The following is a 16514-nucleotide window of genomic DNA, read 5'->3' as shown; positions in this document are numbered from 1 at the left end:
TTTCTTAACCTTTTCTATATGATTTCTATTGTAAAAAATTGGAGGAGATGTCCCCAACTCCTCCATTACAGATTATTCGATTACTTGTCCTGCTTCTTTTAGAACAGATTCAGGAATCGTAATACCTAGTTCTTGTGCTAATTTTTTATTGATTACTGACTTACCTGTTGAAAAGACATTGACTGGAGTATCGGCTGGTTTTGCACCTTTCAAGACTTGCGCAATCATTTTACCTGTTGCCACACCAAGGTCGTGTTGGTCAACTACAACGGATGCCAAACCACCTGCTTCTACCATGGCAGTTGCGCTTGGGTAGATTGGTTTTTTAGCGGATTGATTACTTGAAACAACAGTTGAGAAGGCTGAAGCAATGGTGTTGTCGATTGGAACCCAGATAGCATCGACCTTACTAGTCATAACGTTAACTGTTGAAGCAATTTCATTTGTTGAAGGAACTGCAAATGTTTCCACTGTCAAACCAGCTTTTTCAGCATAAGCCTTAAATTCTTCAACCTGTGTTTTTGAATTGTCTTCACTACTTGAGTAAAGGGCTCCGATTGTTTTCACATTTGGTGTGAGAGCTTTGATGAGTTCAACTTGTTGTTGAGCTGGATTATGGTCAGATACACCTGTAATGTTACCACCTGGTTTTTTCAAATCTTTGACCAAGTTAGCACCAATTGGGTCTGTAATAGCAGCCATGATAACCGGTAGGTCTTTTGTTGCACTAGCCAATCCTTGAGCTGCTGGTGTTGCAATACCAACCACAAGGTCATTCCCATTTGCAACCAATTGTTTACTCATTGTCGCAACCTTACTTTGGTCACCTTCTGAGTTCATAAAATCGATTTTAACTTGGTCATCTTTATAACCTTCTTCTGCAAGTCCATCTTGAATTCCTTTATAAATCAAATCAAGAGATGGATGGCTCACAAACTGAAGGACACCAACTTTGGCAACTTTCTTTTCATTCTTAGCTTCTGGTTTATTCATTGAAGAATAAATCAAGCTTCCTGCTACTAAGACTGCTAAGGCAGCGATAATTCCAATTAAACGTTTATTTTTCATTCTATTTCTCCTTTTTATTCCTTTAAAATACTTCACTTATCTAATACTCTTCAAAAATCTCTTCAAACCACGTCAGCGTCGCCTTACCGTAGGTATATGATACTGACTCTGTCAGTTCTATCCACAACCTCAAAACAGTGTTTTGAGCAGCTTGCGGCTAGCTTCCTAGTTTGCTTTTTGATTTTCATTGAGTATAAACAAGCGACGCCATCGTTTTCTTTCCATACTAACCTCCATCAAAAAAGTCCTCACACAAAAAACTTGTGTGAGGACGTCGATGCGCGGTACCACCTCAATTATAGGGAATTTCCCTATCGCTCTGTCTCGCAATAACGAGATGCACTGTAAGGTGTGCTCACCGAATTTTTATGATTTCAAATTCTAAATAACATCCAGCCCAATTTTCATCATCGCCACTTATCTGTTTTCAGCTACCACAGACTCTCTAAAAAGTTTGAATGATTACTTTTCTGAATGGTTAAATTATATCATTTTTCAACTACTTGTCAAGACTCTTTTAGCATTTTTTTAAACTATTCAAAAACTTCCCCTATAGAAAAGAGGAAGTTTGATAGGTATCAGCCTGAATTACGCAATCCTGTCGCAATTCCGTTGATGGTTGTATGGATTAATTTTTCTTGATCGCTTGATAATTCTCCTCGGCGTTGACGTTTAATCAACTCCAACTGGATATAGTTGAGAATATTAAAATAAGGCATACGGTAATCCAAACTTGCTTTTAGATATGGATTTTCAGCCAAGAGTTCATCGTAACCTTCGATAGCCAAGATAACTTCCTTGGTGACTTGCCATTCATTTAGAATAGTCTCATAGATTGCTTTTACTTGATCATCTTCACAAAGTTTGGCATATTCAAAAGCAATATTCATATTTGATTTTGACAAGACCATATCAACATTTGAAAGGAGCGATTGGAAGAAAGGCCAATTTTGGTACATATCTCGTAAGATAGCAATATTCTCTGGATTTTTATCGATAAATTCCTTGAAGCTTGAACCAACTCCATACCATCCAGGGAACATGACGCGACTTTGCGACCATGAGAATACCCAAGGGATAGCTCGCAAACCACCGATTTCAGTAATAGTCTTACGAGCGGCTGGACGAGAACCAATATTAAAGCTTGAAATAGCCTTGATTGGACTTGACTCGAAGAAATAATCATAGAAATGATCATTACCAAAGACCAAATCACGGTAGATATCGTAACTACGGTCCACCACTTGGTCCATAATAGCTTCGTAACGATTTGAGGTGTTGGTATCGCTCTTCTTCTGAGTAATCATACGGTTAATGGCCGCCGAAACCAACATTTCAAGGTTATAGTAAGCTGCGTCTTTGTTACCATATTTATTGCCAATTACTTCACCCTGCTCCGTCAAGCGGATACGATCCTTAATGGACTTGAGAGGTTGAGAGGTGATGGCTTCATAGGTTGGTCCACCACCACGACCGACAGTCCCACCACGGCCGTGGAAGAAGGTAACCTTAACGCCAAATTCATCTCCAATAGCAGTCAATTGTTGTTGAGCCTTGTAGAGGGTCCAACATGATGAAAGGTAACCACCATCTTTATTACTATCAGAGTAACCAAGCATGATTTCTTGGTAGTTATTACGTGAAGCAATCCATTTCTTAGCAAGAGGAAGAGAAAGGTATTCTCTCATAGTTTCTTCTGAGTGGTCCAAGTCCTCAATTGTTTCAAAGAGAGGAACAATTTGGACACGGGCTCTTTCTTTATCAACTAACCCTACTTCTTTTAGCAAGATAGCCAATTCCAACATGTCTGATACGCTGGTTGCATGTGAAATGATGGTCTGACGAATGACATCATCTCCCAACTTATCTTTCAACTTACGGGCAGCCTTAAAGATTGCTAATTCTTTTTCAAGTAACTCTGATTTTTCAACATGAGTGGCAGAAAGAATACGCGGATCTTCTTCCAATTCTTTCAAGAGAAGCTGGCATTTTTCTTCTTCACCTAGTTCACTATAATGCGAATGAATACCAGCTGATTTCAAGAGTTCAGCTACACAGGCTTCATGAACACTAGAATCTTGACGCATGTCAATAGATGCCAAATAGAAACCAAAAATTTCAACTGCCTGAATTAACTCAACAAAATCACCAGAAATCAGTGCTTCGCCCTTATTTTCTAAAAGGGAATCACGAATAGTAATTAAATCCTTATAAAAATCATTAGCTGTTTCATAGCGAGCCCCAACTTCCTTATCCTCAATCAGATAGGTTTTTGTTGCTTGGATTTTTGATTGAATATCAAACAAGGCACGACGGTAAAGCTCTTTTTCACGATAGATCGAATTATCTTTGGATTGACGAGCCATTTCTCTGACTTGCTTGCTCACATTGACAATACTGGTTGAGAGAGAGAATTCACGATAAAGTTGGTAAATCTTTTCATCATAGTAGTTCATGATGACTTCACACTGAGTCATAGCAGATTGTTTCAAGGTATCTGCTGTAACAAAGGGATTCCCATCACGGTCTCCACCAATCCACATTCCCATGGTAATTGGTTTAGGATGTTTTAACTCCAAGCCATGTTTTTTAGCCAGACGCTTGTACTCAGCAGTCAAATGAGGAACTGCCTTCAGGAATGAACTATTGTAGTATTCCATAACATTCGTGATTTCATTGGTTACTTTCAATTTCTTTTCACGAATCATGTCTGTCTGCATGATAATCTCAATGTAACGACGGAGATCATTATGCCATTTTTCCTTATTAATCAATCCTAATTTCACATCACGATACTTACGCAAAAGGGTATGGATATGATTGGTCAAATCCAGCATACTCTTACGTTGTACTTGTGTTGGATGGGCAGTCAAAACAGGGACAACATTCAAGTGTTCTAGAATTTCAACCGCATTTTCTTTTTCTGCAACCATTTTGATCGTTGCCGATAATTTCCCAAGATAATCTTGATCGATATTATTTTGGTGGTTGATTTCATAGGCCAAATCCACATCTTCTGAAATATTAATCAAGAGAGGCAAGATAGAGAAATAGCGTGAAATATAGGCCATTTCATCATTTGACAGACTCGTAACTAATTGGTTCAATCCTTGATAATCTTCTTGAGTTGATAATTCTTTCAACTCCATGATTTTTGCAAAAGTCTCTGGGGCAAGCATATTTTTAGTGATATCTTCTAACAATTCTGTTAAAATCAATACTTCTTCTTGCACGACAGCTTTATTACTATAGTTTTCTAATTTTTGAAGAGACATAGGTAATCCTTTCCACTATCAACTCTACATATAGTTTGATGAGTGAGCTTCTAACTCCTCATATAATTGGGCACGTTTTTCACTTGCATCAATATTTAAGACAAAGGCGATGGCTACAGACAAGACTAGGAGACTGTTCCCTCCTTGTGATAAGAAGGGGAAGGTTACTCCTGTCGAAGGAATAATGCCCGAAATTCCGCCAATATTAACAAATACCTGTACCAGCATCATCCCCCCAACCCCAATCGCCATCATGGAATTAAAGGGATTCTTAGCACGAATACCGACTAGGATAATCCGCAAAATCAGGAAAAAGACAAGGGCTAAAATCAAGCTGGCTCCCACAAATCCAAACTCTTCAATGACAATTGAAAATACAAAATCTGTATGGGCCTCTGGTAAATAACCACGTTTTTCGATTGAATTTCCTAATCCTAGACCAAACCAACCACCATTTACCATGGCAAAGTAGGAATTTGCAAGTTGGTGGCCTGCTCCTGCCAAATCAGCAAAGGGATTAAAGTAGGCACTGAAACGCTTAGCAACGTAACCAAATACTGGAACTTTTGAAAACTTATCAACCCCAATCATAGAAATAGCTGATAAGGATAGGGCTGAAACTCCTACCAATACACCGATAAAGGCTATAAACCAACGATGAGCAATCCCACTAACTGTATACATAATCAAGGCGACCAGCGCTAGGATTGTAGCATTCCCCAAATCTGGGAAAATAGCCAAACTTCCTATCATTACCAAGAGGACAAAACGCCAATCATTAAAAGCTCGAGGAATCCATTGATTTTGAGTTAAAACTTGAAAATCGTAAATACCAATTTCATCCTGTTGTTTTGAAAAACGTTGGGCCAAGTACCAGACGATGATAATCTTCAAATACTCCGCTGGCTGAATGGTCAAAGGTCCTACTGAAATCCAACCATAGGCTCCATTGACTGGCGTACCAATTAAGCGAGCCAGAGCTAAGAGAATCAGCTCAACAAACATAACAATAAATAAAAGTCGTTCTTTTCTTAAAAAATTCAGTTTCAGCTTATATATCAAGGCAATCAATATTAAACTAAATATCCAAAACATTCCCTGACTTCGAACCAATTGGAGGGCACTTTTACCTTCTTCGATAAGAATGGCACTGGTTGTAGAATAGACTACAATCAAACCCAAAATAGATAAAAGTAAGTAAGGAACTAGAATAGAATAGTTTAACAGGTGCCTCTTACTAATCTTCATAGTATCACCAATCTAATGAGAACAAAAGAAATTATTCCCAAATTCCGTTTATTTTCTAGTTTTGATTGCTATTATACCATTTTTTCCGAAAGAAAAAAACTCTTACCCTTAAGATAGAAGATTTTCTCATAAGAAAAAGAGCACTTGGCTCTTTTCTGTTTTATTCTTTTGAAGAACTGCTTGAGCTTGAATCTCCACCACCGATGTATTGAGTGAAGATATTTTGGAAGGCTTGATCTTTAACCTTGATATTGGCTGCTTGCAATTCTTTTCCGATAATACTTTGAACAAATGATGCGTCGTTTTGTTTTTGAGTTAAGATAACAGTTTTTAATTTTTCTTTGTAATCGTCAATATTAGATGATTTTTCTGTTTTCTTAATCAGTTTAACAATGTAATATTGACTGCTGTAGGCTTGTGTTCCAGTAACGCTAATCACATCAGAAACACCGTTTACATCTAAAGCAAAAGCAGCTTTTTTAACTTGTTCTGGTACTTCTGTTGAAGCAGAATCAAAAGTGATTTCTCCACCATTCGCTTTAGTTTTCTCATCTGTTGAATTATCTTTGGCTAATTGAGCAAAGTCTGCATCACTAGCTTTAGCTTTTTCAAGAATTTCTTTAGCTTTGTCTTCATTGTCCAAACGGATAATTTGAGCAGTCACATCAGGAGTGTATTCGTCAAAGGCCTTCTTGTAAGCATCATCTGTCAATTCAGCTTCTGCTGCTTTCTTAACTGCCAACTCAACCAATTTACTTGTACGAATTTGAGCTTTACGTGTTTCAAGAGTCATTCCTGCTTGCGATAAGACACGTTGGTAGTTCTCACCATATTGTTTCTCTTCTTCGGCAATAGTATCGTTGACTTCTTTGTCATCTACTTCTGAGCCATATTGCTTCTCAAATACTTTTTGGATGGTCATGTTCAACAATACTTGTTGAGCTGAAGGATTGCTTTTCACTTGCTCATAAAATTGATGTTCTGTGATGACATCCCCTTTCATGCTGATAAGATCTGCCCCTTCTGAACCTTTCGAACAAGCTGCTAAAGTTGCTACTGATAATAGTGTAATGGCACCTGCCAATAGTTTTTTCTTCATGTCTACTCCTTTGAGATAAGTGTTACCCTATCTATTTTACTATATTTTCTTAAATTTTTCTGAAAATCATTCGCTGTCAGGCAATTGAACATCTGCTACATTTTTACGAAGCATGAGAATGCCATCTCCCAGAGGTACTAGTGTTGCGGTGAGTCCTGGATTGTCTAAGGTTGCATCAAATAGTCTTTGAAGTCCTCTGTAAATAGTTCGCTGACCACGACGGACTTCCATAATATCCTTAGCAACATCACCACCTTGGAAAATATCATCCAAGACAACCACACCTCCAACGTCCAAATGTTTGAGGATTTCTGGCAGAAAGACGATATATTTAGACTTGGCTGAATCCATAAAGACAAAATCATAGGACTCTGTCAAGGTAGATAAGACATCTACCGCATCTCCTTCTAAGAGCGTAATTTGCTTGCGACTGTCAAACTGGGCGAAATTTTCCTTGGCAAATCCAATCATCTCTGGATTGCGGTCAATGGTTGTAATCTTGGTCTTTGGCGCATGTTCTGCCATCAAGAGGGCTGAAAAACCGATAGCCGTCCCAATTTCCAGAATATTTTTAGGCTGCATTGTTTCCATGAGAAAACGGAAATAAGCTACCGTTTCATGGGGAATAATGGGAATATTTTCCTTGCGGGCAAAGTCTTCCAATTCTTTCAAAGATCCTGTGACTTGCTTTTGGCGCTGACGCATCAAGTCTACAATTTCTTCCTTGACGACAGGACGACGCATGTTATGGTTAGCATTTTTACTATACGATTCAACCATCTTATGCCAATCCCAATTTTTCAACAAGGGCTTCAAACTCATTCAAACGACGTTCAAAGACTGCAAAGGAATCGTTGAGATAGTCTTCCTTCTCCATATCAACACCAGCTTTTCTCATGACATTAAGTGGATAGTCAGACTTACCTGCCTTGAGATAGTCGATATAGCGGTCACGGTCTTCTTGACTACCATGGACAATCTTTTCAGCCAGAGCTGAGGCTGCTGCAAAGCCAGTTGAATATTGGTATACATAGTAGTTATAGTAGAAGTGTGGAATGCGAGCCCACTCGTATTGGATTTCAGGATTGTCTTCCTTACTCAAACCATAATACTCTTGGTTCAAGTCTGCGTAGAGTTTATTTAGGAAATCACTTGTCAAGACTTCACCATTTTGATCCGCTTGGTGAATCGCGTGTTCAAACTCAGCAAATTGAGTTTGGCGGAAAACTGTTCCACGGAAACCATCTAGGAAGTTATTGAGAATAGCAAAGCGCGTTGCATCATCTTCCACTTCTTCCAATAATTTCTCCGTCAAGATATTTTCATTGGTAGTTGATGCAATCTCAGCCAAGAAGATAGAATAATCTCCGTAAACATAAGGCTGAGTTTCACGAGTATAGCTTGAATGCATACTGTGACCTGTTTCATGAACAAGGGTGAAGAGATTGTCTAGATTGTCCTGCCAGTTGAGAAGCATGAAGGCATTGGTATCGTAAGAACCACCAGAGTAGGCTCCTGAACGCTTGCCTTGGTTTTCGTAAACATCAATCCAACGCTCGCTGAAGGCACGTTTAACACGGCTCAAGTAATCCTCACCCAAGACTGCCAAGGCATCTTCTGCTTTTTTCAAGGCTTCTTGGTAGGTAAAACTATATTCAACAGATGAAAGTGGTGTGTAGACATCGTACATCTTGAGGTCTGAAATTCCCAAGATTTTTGAACGAAGTTCAAGGTAACGATGCAAGAGTGGCAAATGCTTGCGAACTGCTGCTACCAAATTGTCATAAACACTCTCTGGAACAAAATTCGCAGCGAGGGCTGCATGACGAGCACTCTTATAGTTGCGAACTTTGGCACGGTAGTTTTGCACCTTAACATTGGTTTGCAAGGTTTTGGCATAGGTATGTTGGAATTGTTCATAAGTCGCATAAAGTGCTTGATAGGCACCACGACGCACCTCACGATTTTTAGACTCCATCAAACGTGTGTAAGTCCCATGAGAGAGCTGAACTTCTTTACCATCATCGTCAAGGACATAAGGGAACACAATATCCGCATTGTCCAAGATAGCGAAGGTTTCACTTGCCGAACCAAAGATTTCTCCAGCTCCAGCCAATAATTCTTCTTCACGTTGTGATAGAACGTGTTCCTTGCCTTGTAAAAGCTTGTCAAAATAGTGTTGATAAACCTGCAATTTTGGTTGAGCCTCTAAAAAGTCAGCATACTGCTCTTCACTAATCTCCATAAATTCAGGCTCATAGAATGAAAAGGCTTGGTCTAGCTGGCTGTAGAGAGTCATTGCCTTGGCATAGTACTCTTGGTACTTAGCTTCACGAGTATCCTGATCATTCTTCATATGAGCATAGACGTAAAGCTTCTCCATCTGGCGTTCCATTTCAAGAGAAAATTCAGTAATTTCTAGTAGGCTATCCGCGCTATCCAAGAGATGACCTTCATACTGGCTTACTTTCTCCAGTTGTTCTGTTAAATCTTTTAAGGCTTCTTCCCAAGCCTGGTCAGTTGGGTAGATCGTTGATAGATCCCATTTATCTTTTTCATTTATTTCATGTCTTTGTAATACCATTAGATTCCTCCATCCTTTCTATTCTACCATATTTTTTAAGAAATATTGCTGATAAAAGGCTGGTGGATAGAGCATTTGCCAATCATTTTGAGGATTTTCTTGATAATAGGTTTGAAAATACAGATAATAGCGAATCAAATCTTGCTCAATTTGGCAAAAATTACCTACTAGTGGTCGAATTTGTGGATACCATTCTTTTAGCCCATAAGTCAGGAGATTTTCTCCCTTTTGATAGGCTTCTGCTTGTTCTTTCATCCAAAAGGGATTTTGATAATAAAGTTGCTGTCGGATATAGCGACAGATGTCCTTGTCCTGAGAAACTGTAAAATGAGATATTTTTTGTTTCTTATAAGGAAAACGCAATATTTCCAATAAACTAGCTTGACCATAGGGAAATTCCTTGATTTGATAATGGAGTTTACCACGGAGGTCTTGGTGAATCAGGTATTTGAGCCTTAAAAGCTGTTTTTCCTTATCTAATTCCCAAACATAAAAGCCCATGTTGTGACTAAAATAGAGAAAACCTTGTTGCAGACGAGTTAAACGCTCCTTGAGCCAAAGTTTTTGACCCAGCAACCACAGTACTTGATAACCCTGACTACGATAGCCCTCACTTCGCTCTTTAAGAACTTTTTGAGGCAAGGGGCTACACTGAACCTCTAGAGCTAGATTGCCATTTACAAATACATCCGCAATCTGTTTAAGCTCTGGAAGGGGGTATTCTAATTGAACCTCTACCTCTTTTTTCAACCACTGATAGAGAGATTCCTTATTGGCCAAGTGTTCTGGACTTTCATTTTCAAATGAAAAACCACAGTCTTTTAAAGATTTATGGGCAAAATGGGTCCGTACACTTGGTCCTTGACGCAAACGGAGCTGACCTCCACAAGCGGGGCAGGTGTATGCTTGCTTCTCAAGCTTATCCTCTAACACATTTACCAATTCTCCCCTAGTATCTCTCGCAACAAACATGATTTCCCTCCTTTTCTATATTATTCGTAAAAATTAATAATCGTATTTTTAATTATAGAAAAAAGTATAGTAAATCGAAATAAAATATAAGCAAATTGATTGAGAAATTATAATTAATTGAAATAAGATATGAACAATTTTATTAGGTGAATCAAATTAATTTCTAAAAATATTTTAGTAGCAGTTGTATACTATACTAGTTTTAATCTGCTATAAAATCAAATTTCTAACAATAGTTAAGAATTTATATCGTACTTTTCCAGTTTCATTTCACTATACTATAATTAACAAAAAATCTCCTAGCAGGATTTCCTGCTAGGAGATTTTCTTATGAGAGGTACTTGTCTAAGCTTTGAAAATCGGATTTACCATCTGATAATTATCAAACAATCTACCAATTAAGCTTCTTCATCTTCTTTACGACGACGACCTGCAAGACCAAGACCAAGTAATGCACTTGCGGCTGCTGCTACCATAGCTACAGTAGAATCTGCTGTACCTGTATTTGGCAATTCTTTAGCTGCTTTACGCGCATTTGCTTGTGCTGATGCTGTTTGACCAGCATTAGCTGCTGCTTGAGCAGTAGATGGAGCTACAGCTGGTGTTTGGGCTGCTTGGTCATTAGCTGGAGTTGTATGATCAGTCGATGAAGCAACTTTCGCCATGAAGTCTTCGATACGTTTCACCATTGCATCCACTTCTGCTTGACTTACATCTGCATTAGCAAATACTTTCTTAGCATCTGCTGATAATACAGTCGCTTCTTTTGAAGTTTCTGAATCAAACTTAGCTGACTCTTGGATGATTAGTTCATCTAATTGACGAATAGCGCCTTCTAACTTCGCTTTATCCACTGTCGCTTCAGTGTTAGTAGATCCGTTACTTCTACCATAATCTGGAAGAGCAATTTCTGGTTTAGAATCCCCATTTTGTGAAGCAACAACTCTAACCGGTACTTTTACAGTTACTTCTGTTCCATCTGGTAATCTTAACATTACTTTAGCAAACTTATCACCTAATGTATTTGTATCAGGTAAGTCTATGCTAATCACTGTAACATTCTCTGGTAAGCTTAGTTTTGAAATGATATCAGCTTGAGTAATTGCTTTTCCACGTTCAACTTTTACAACTCCTGTAATTGATGCTTGGATGTATGCTTCAAGGTTGAAAGTTGGGCGATTATAAACTAATGATTCTTGATCGATTTGGTATAAGAATGTTCTTAAAGCTTTCTCTACTGCTTCACTATCTGTTGCATTATCGATTGCTTTCTTAGCTGATTCAGCTTCTGCTCTTGCTGATTTCTTAGCAACTTCTTTTTCTGCATCTGTTAAGTCAGTTCTTGCATCAATGGCTTTTTCTTTTTCCGCTAAAGCTTTATCAATTGCTGCTTTGGCTTGGGCTTTTCCAACTGGATTCACTGCTTTGATTGTTGCTTCGCCTTTGGCTTGGGCTGTATTTACAGCTTCTTGCGTTTCTGCTTTTTGGATAGCTTCTACTGTTTCAATTGCTGCTTTAGCTACCTCTGCTTTGGCTGCGGCTTTTTCTTCTGATGATAATTTAGCATTCTTATCGATTTCTGCAATTTTTTCTTCTGCAGCTTTTTGAATCGCATCTAACGCTTTTTCTTTGCCGATTGGATTTACTGCTTTGATTGCTGTTTCGCCTTTGGCTTGAACTTCATTTACAGCTTCTTGCGTTGCTGCTTTTTGGATGGCTTCTACTGCTTCAATTGCTACCTTGGCTACTTCTGCTTTGGATGCGGCTTTTTCGTCATCGGATAAGCTAGTATTCTTATCAATTTCGGACAACTTAGCTTCTTTTGTCGCTTTAATTGCTTCCAAGGCTTTTTCTTTGCCGACTGGATTCACTGCTTTGATTGCTGTTTCGCCTTTTTCTTGTGCAGCATTTACAGCTTCTTGTGTTGTCGCTTTTTGGATAGCTTCTACTGCTTCGATGGCTGCCTTAGCTACTTCTGCTTTGGATGCGGCTTTTTCTTCAGCTGATAATTTAGCATTCTTATCGATTTCTGCAATTTTTTCTTCTGCAGCTTTTTGAATCGCATCTAACGCTTTTTCTTTGCCGACTGGATTCACTGCTTTAATCGCTGTTTCTCCTTTTGATTGAGCTGTATTTACAGCTTCTTGCGTTTCTGCTTTTTGGATAGCTTCTACTGCTTCAATTGCTACCTTACCCACTTCTGCTTTGGCTGCGGCTTTTTCTTCAGCTGATAATTTATCATTCTTATCGATTTCTGCAATTTTTTCTTCTGCAGCTTTTTGAATCGCGTCTAACGCTTTTTCTTTGCCGACTGGATTCACTGCTTTGATTGCTATTTCTCCTTTGGCTTGGGCTGCTTCTACTGTGGCTTGTGTATCTGCTTTTTTAATGGCTTCTACTGCTTCGGTAGCTGCTTTAGCTACCTCTGCTTTGGCTGCGACTTTTTCTTCTGATGATAATTTATCATTCTTATCGATTTCTGCAATTTTTTCTTCTGCAACTTTTTGAATCGCATCTAACGCTTTTTCTTTGCCGACTGGATTCACTGCTTTGATTGCTACTTCGCCTTTGGCTTGGGCTGCATTTACAGCTTCTTGCGTTTCTGCTTTTTGGATAGCTTCTACTGCTTCCATTGCTACCTTGGCTACTTCTGCTTTGGATGCGGCTTTTTCGCCATCGGATAAGCTAGTATTCTTATCAATTTCGGACAACTTAGCTTCTTTTGTCGCTTTAATTGCTGAAATTGCTGCTTCTTTTTCGATAGCTAATTTTCCATTTTCTTTTGCAGAGTTGATACCCTCTTCAGTTGTTGCATTATCAATAGCATCTGTTGCATCTTTTGCTTCTTTAGCTACTTTTGCTTTTTCTTCCGCCTTTTGTTCTAGCGTTAAGCTAGTACTAGCTTCAATAGCATCCGTGGCTTTTTTAGCGGCATCTGCAATTTCTTTTTTAGCAGCATCTCTATCAAGATCTTTCAATGATTCTGCTGCTTTATCTAAAGCTGTTTTTGCTGCATCCACTTTTTCTTGGGCAGCTTTAACTTCTTCTTTTGTTGCATTATTGCCTTTTGCTAAAACTTTGTCTGCTTCTGCTTTTGTCTCTTCTAATTGAGCTTTTAATTTTTCAAATTCTGCTCCATATGCTTTAATACTATCTGCTGTTTTCCCAGTTGTATCAGCTTTTTTCAATGCATCAGAGTCTGTTTTTAATTTTGTTTTTTCTTCTGTAGTTGCAGCTTCTACAAGAAGATTTTTAGCAGTTTCTAATTCAGTTTTCACTGCATCTACTTTTGCTTGAGCGGCTTTAACTTCCTCTTTTGTTGCATTATTGCCTTTTGCTAAAACTTTGTCTGCTTCCGTTTTTGCTGCTTCTAATTGTGCTTTTAATTCTTCATACTTTCTTTCATATGCTGCGATACTATCTGGTGTTTTACCTGTTTCATCAGCTTTTGTTAATAGATCTGCATCTGCTTTTAATTTTGCTTTTTCTTCTGTTGTTGCGGCTTCAATTAAACCATCTTTAGCTTGTTGTAAATCTGTTTTTTTGGCATTTACTTTTTCTAAAGCTGCTGTCACTTGTTCTGGTGTTGCATTTTCGTCATTAATTACTGTTTCTGCGGTTTTAATTGCTTCTTGTGCATCTGTTTTCGCATCGTTATAGGCTTTTGCACTATCTGCAGTTTTTCCTGTTGTTGGATCTGCTTCTGTTGCTAAAGTGCTTAACGCTTCTTTTGCTTGTGTTAACTCTGTTTTATCAGCTTTATTGACTAATAATTCTGCTGCCTTTGTTAACTCTGCTTTTGCAGCATCTACTTTTGTTTGAGCTACTTGTGCTTCTGCTTTAGATGCATTATTTTCTTTTGCTAATACTGCAGCAGCTTCTATTTTGGCAGCTTCTAATTGTGCTTTTATAGCTTCATATTTTATATTATAAGCTTCAATACTTTTTGGTGTTTTTCCTGTAGTATCAGCTTTTACTAATGAATCTGCATCTGCTTTTAATTTAGCTTTTTCTTCTGCTGTTGCTGCCTCAATTAAGTCATCTTTAGCTTTTTGTAAAGCTGTTTTTTTAGCATTAACTGTTGCTAATGCTTCTCTTACTTGAGCTACAGTTGCATCTGTATTGTCAATAACTTTTTTTGCTGCATCAATAGCTTTAATCGCTTCTTGTTTTGCAGCATTATAAGCAGTAGCTGTATCCTGAGTTTTCCCTGGTGTTGGATCTTCATTCACTAAACCATCAAGTAAAGTTTTTGAATCTGTTAATCCTGTTTTATCAACTTCTAATGCTAAATGCTTCGATAAGATAGATTCTAAAGCCTTTTTATAATCTACTGTTTTCTTAACATTTGTACTTGTTATAAGTGTATTAATATTTTCTAATTCAGCTAAATAAGCAGCTTTTGTTTCATTTGTTTTTCCATCTGTATCTGCTGTTTCGGTTGCTTTTAACTTATCATAAATACGAGATAGTAAATCTTTAGCGATTGCACCAGTATCTTGGTCAATATTGAAATCTAATCCAGTCACTGGAAGAGCATAGTGTCTATATGGTGATTGATATCCCATTCCTAAATGTTGATTATCAGCTGAGCTAATACGTACTGTATACTCAGTAACACCTTCAGGCAATGTAATCTCCTTACTTGTAAATGTCCCCCCCGTACCATTCGGTTTATTATTAGCAATTTTTGCTTCAAGTTCTTCTTTTGTAGGGGTTGGTGTCTCTGGTGTACTGAAATTTTGAGGTCGGTTAGTTCCATCACTTGCCTTCACTACATTCATTTCAGAGTTTGTTTTTGAAACTTCCGGTGTAAATGTTTGATCATATAATTTTTCTTCTTGTCCATTACGATTAATAATTACTTCAACTTTATATTTTGCTTTAGTACCATCAATATCTCCAGTGTATCCTGTTTTAAATGACACTATTACTTTAGAACCATGTTCTTTTGAGTATGCTTTAAATGTTTTTTGAATTCCATTAAATCCTTTAACACCTTTAGCAATTTTTTTGGGTTCACCTGAACGTTGATACTTAGAACCATCAAATGTTTCTTCTTCTCTATTTTCCTGTGTCCTAACTTTCGATAAGAATAACATATAATCACTAGTTCTATCAAAAGATTGCTCTAATACCCAAGTATTGTAGGTCTTTCCTTTAGAATCCCATACTGTGTTAACTGTCTCAATTGGAAAAACACCGCTTTCCGTTTTTCTTGCGATAGCAAATTTACCACTATCACCTACTGCTTTCCATCCACCAAATTCATTTATTTCAGTAACACTACCTTTTTCAACTTTTAGAGCATTCCCTAAAGTATCCATATTCTGAATTTTTTTATTATTTTCAATAAAATTTGGTAAGGTTTTCAACTCATTCGATAATGTCTCTAAATTAGCATCTGCCGCAGGTGCTGTATACGTTTGATTTGCAGTAGGATCTGTATCCGTTGTAGCTGCATCCGTACGGAATGGGTTATTTGTATCCAAGACTTTCCCATTACGTTCATCTCTAGAACCTGAGTTTGCAATCGAATTAGATTCTGAAGTTTTTTCAGTATTAGTTGCTTTAGTACCTACAGTTGATTTTCCATTTGTAGTATCAACTGCTGGTGCTTCTTTTTTCTCTTCTGCTTTTGTTTGTAATTTTGTTGTTGCTACAATTAAGTTTGCATGTGCTTGTGATAATTCTGCTTGTGTTTTTGCATTACTCAAAACTGTTCTTGCTTCTTCTAAGACAGATCTAAGGTTGTTAGTGCTTTCTTCTGTCTTAGTAGAATATGTTCCTTTAGCAAACTTTCCATCAACTTCTTTGATTAAATCTGTTAATTCTTGCTTATCTAGAGTCTCCACCTTCTGAGGTGCTGATTCTGGAGAAGGACTTTTTTCAACTGTTGAAGGTTGAGTATTTGTCTCTACTATTGCAGCAGGATTAGTGGTTACTGTGTTCCCTTCGTAGGTCCCATTCTGGGCATTCTGATCTTTAGGTTGCAGTGCTTGAGTCTCCCCATTAGTTGAAGGCACCCCTTGCTCCGTAGCAGATACTGCTCCGTTTCCTAAAAACATGAACAATGCAGCTACTGCGACACTAGCTGCACCAAAGCTGACCTTACGAATAGAAAAACGTAATTGCTTTTCACGATCGTATTTACCCTTATGAAACATCTAATTTCCTCCAAAATAAATATTTGTATCACATCTTATAATACACTTTTACTCTAATAATTCAATAACTCCTATTTCATATTTTTTAATCCATTACAGTC

General features: G+C 37.8%; 8 protein-coding genes and 1 other annotated feature. All 8 genes read right to left on the bottom strand.

Annotated features, from left to right (window positions below; translation table 11 throughout):
- Positions 1-72: 72 nt before the first annotated feature.
- Positions 73-1068: a tryptophan ABC transporter substrate-binding protein gene (trpX, locus tag NMM17_RS08650; RefSeq protein WP_000792150.1), complete on the bottom strand. Its 996-nt coding sequence runs from the start codon at positions 1066-1068 to the stop codon at positions 73-75.
- Between the two features lie 264 nt (positions 1069-1332).
- Positions 1333-1550, bottom strand: a binding site (T-box leader).
- Positions 1551-1646: 96 nt separating this feature from the next.
- Entirely contained in the window at positions 1647-4343 is a 2697-nt protein-coding gene (gene ppc / locus NMM17_RS08645) for a phosphoenolpyruvate carboxylase (protein WP_049543527.1), read from the bottom strand.
- 24 nt (positions 4344-4367) lie between these two features.
- Positions 4368-5591, bottom strand: a complete 1224-nt coding sequence (locus NMM17_RS08640) for an FtsW/RodA/SpoVE family cell cycle protein (protein WP_000703371.1) — start codon at positions 5589-5591, stop codon at positions 4368-4370.
- A 160-nt stretch (positions 5592-5751) separates the two neighbouring features.
- Positions 5752-6690 carry a peptidylprolyl isomerase PrsA gene (gene prsA, locus NMM17_RS08635; RefSeq protein WP_004254642.1) on the bottom strand — a complete coding sequence of 313 codons (939 nt, stop codon included), beginning with the start codon at positions 6688-6690 and terminating at the stop codon, positions 5752-5754.
- Between the two features lie 66 nt (positions 6691-6756).
- On the bottom strand, positions 6757-7470 hold the full coding sequence (locus NMM17_RS08630; RefSeq protein WP_254754258.1) for an O-methyltransferase: 714 nt from the start codon (positions 7468-7470) through the stop codon (positions 6757-6759).
- 1 nt (position 7471) lies between these two features.
- Complete coding sequence (gene pepF / locus NMM17_RS08625) at positions 7472-9274, bottom strand: oligoendopeptidase F (protein WP_254754257.1); 1803 nt, start codon at positions 9272-9274, stop codon at positions 7472-7474.
- A gap of 18 nt (positions 9275-9292) precedes the next feature.
- Positions 9293-10246, bottom strand: coding sequence for a competence protein CoiA (locus tag NMM17_RS08620; RefSeq protein ID WP_254754256.1), 954 nt, complete (start codon positions 10244-10246; stop codon positions 9293-9295).
- Between the two features lie 398 nt (positions 10247-10644).
- Positions 10645-16413, bottom strand: a complete 5769-nt coding sequence (locus tag NMM17_RS08615; protein ID WP_254754255.1) for a DUF1542 domain-containing protein — start codon at positions 16411-16413, stop codon at positions 10645-10647.
- Between the last annotated feature and the right edge of the window lie 101 nt (positions 16414-16514).

Source organism: Streptococcus sp. CF7_Ac1-12, from assembly GCF_024295905.1.
GTDB classification, from domain to species: domain Bacteria; phylum Bacillota; class Bacilli; order Lactobacillales; family Streptococcaceae; genus Streptococcus; species Streptococcus mitis_AP.
The sequence above is the reverse complement of the archived record's forward strand: the minus strand, read 5'-3'. Positions and strand labels throughout refer to the sequence as shown.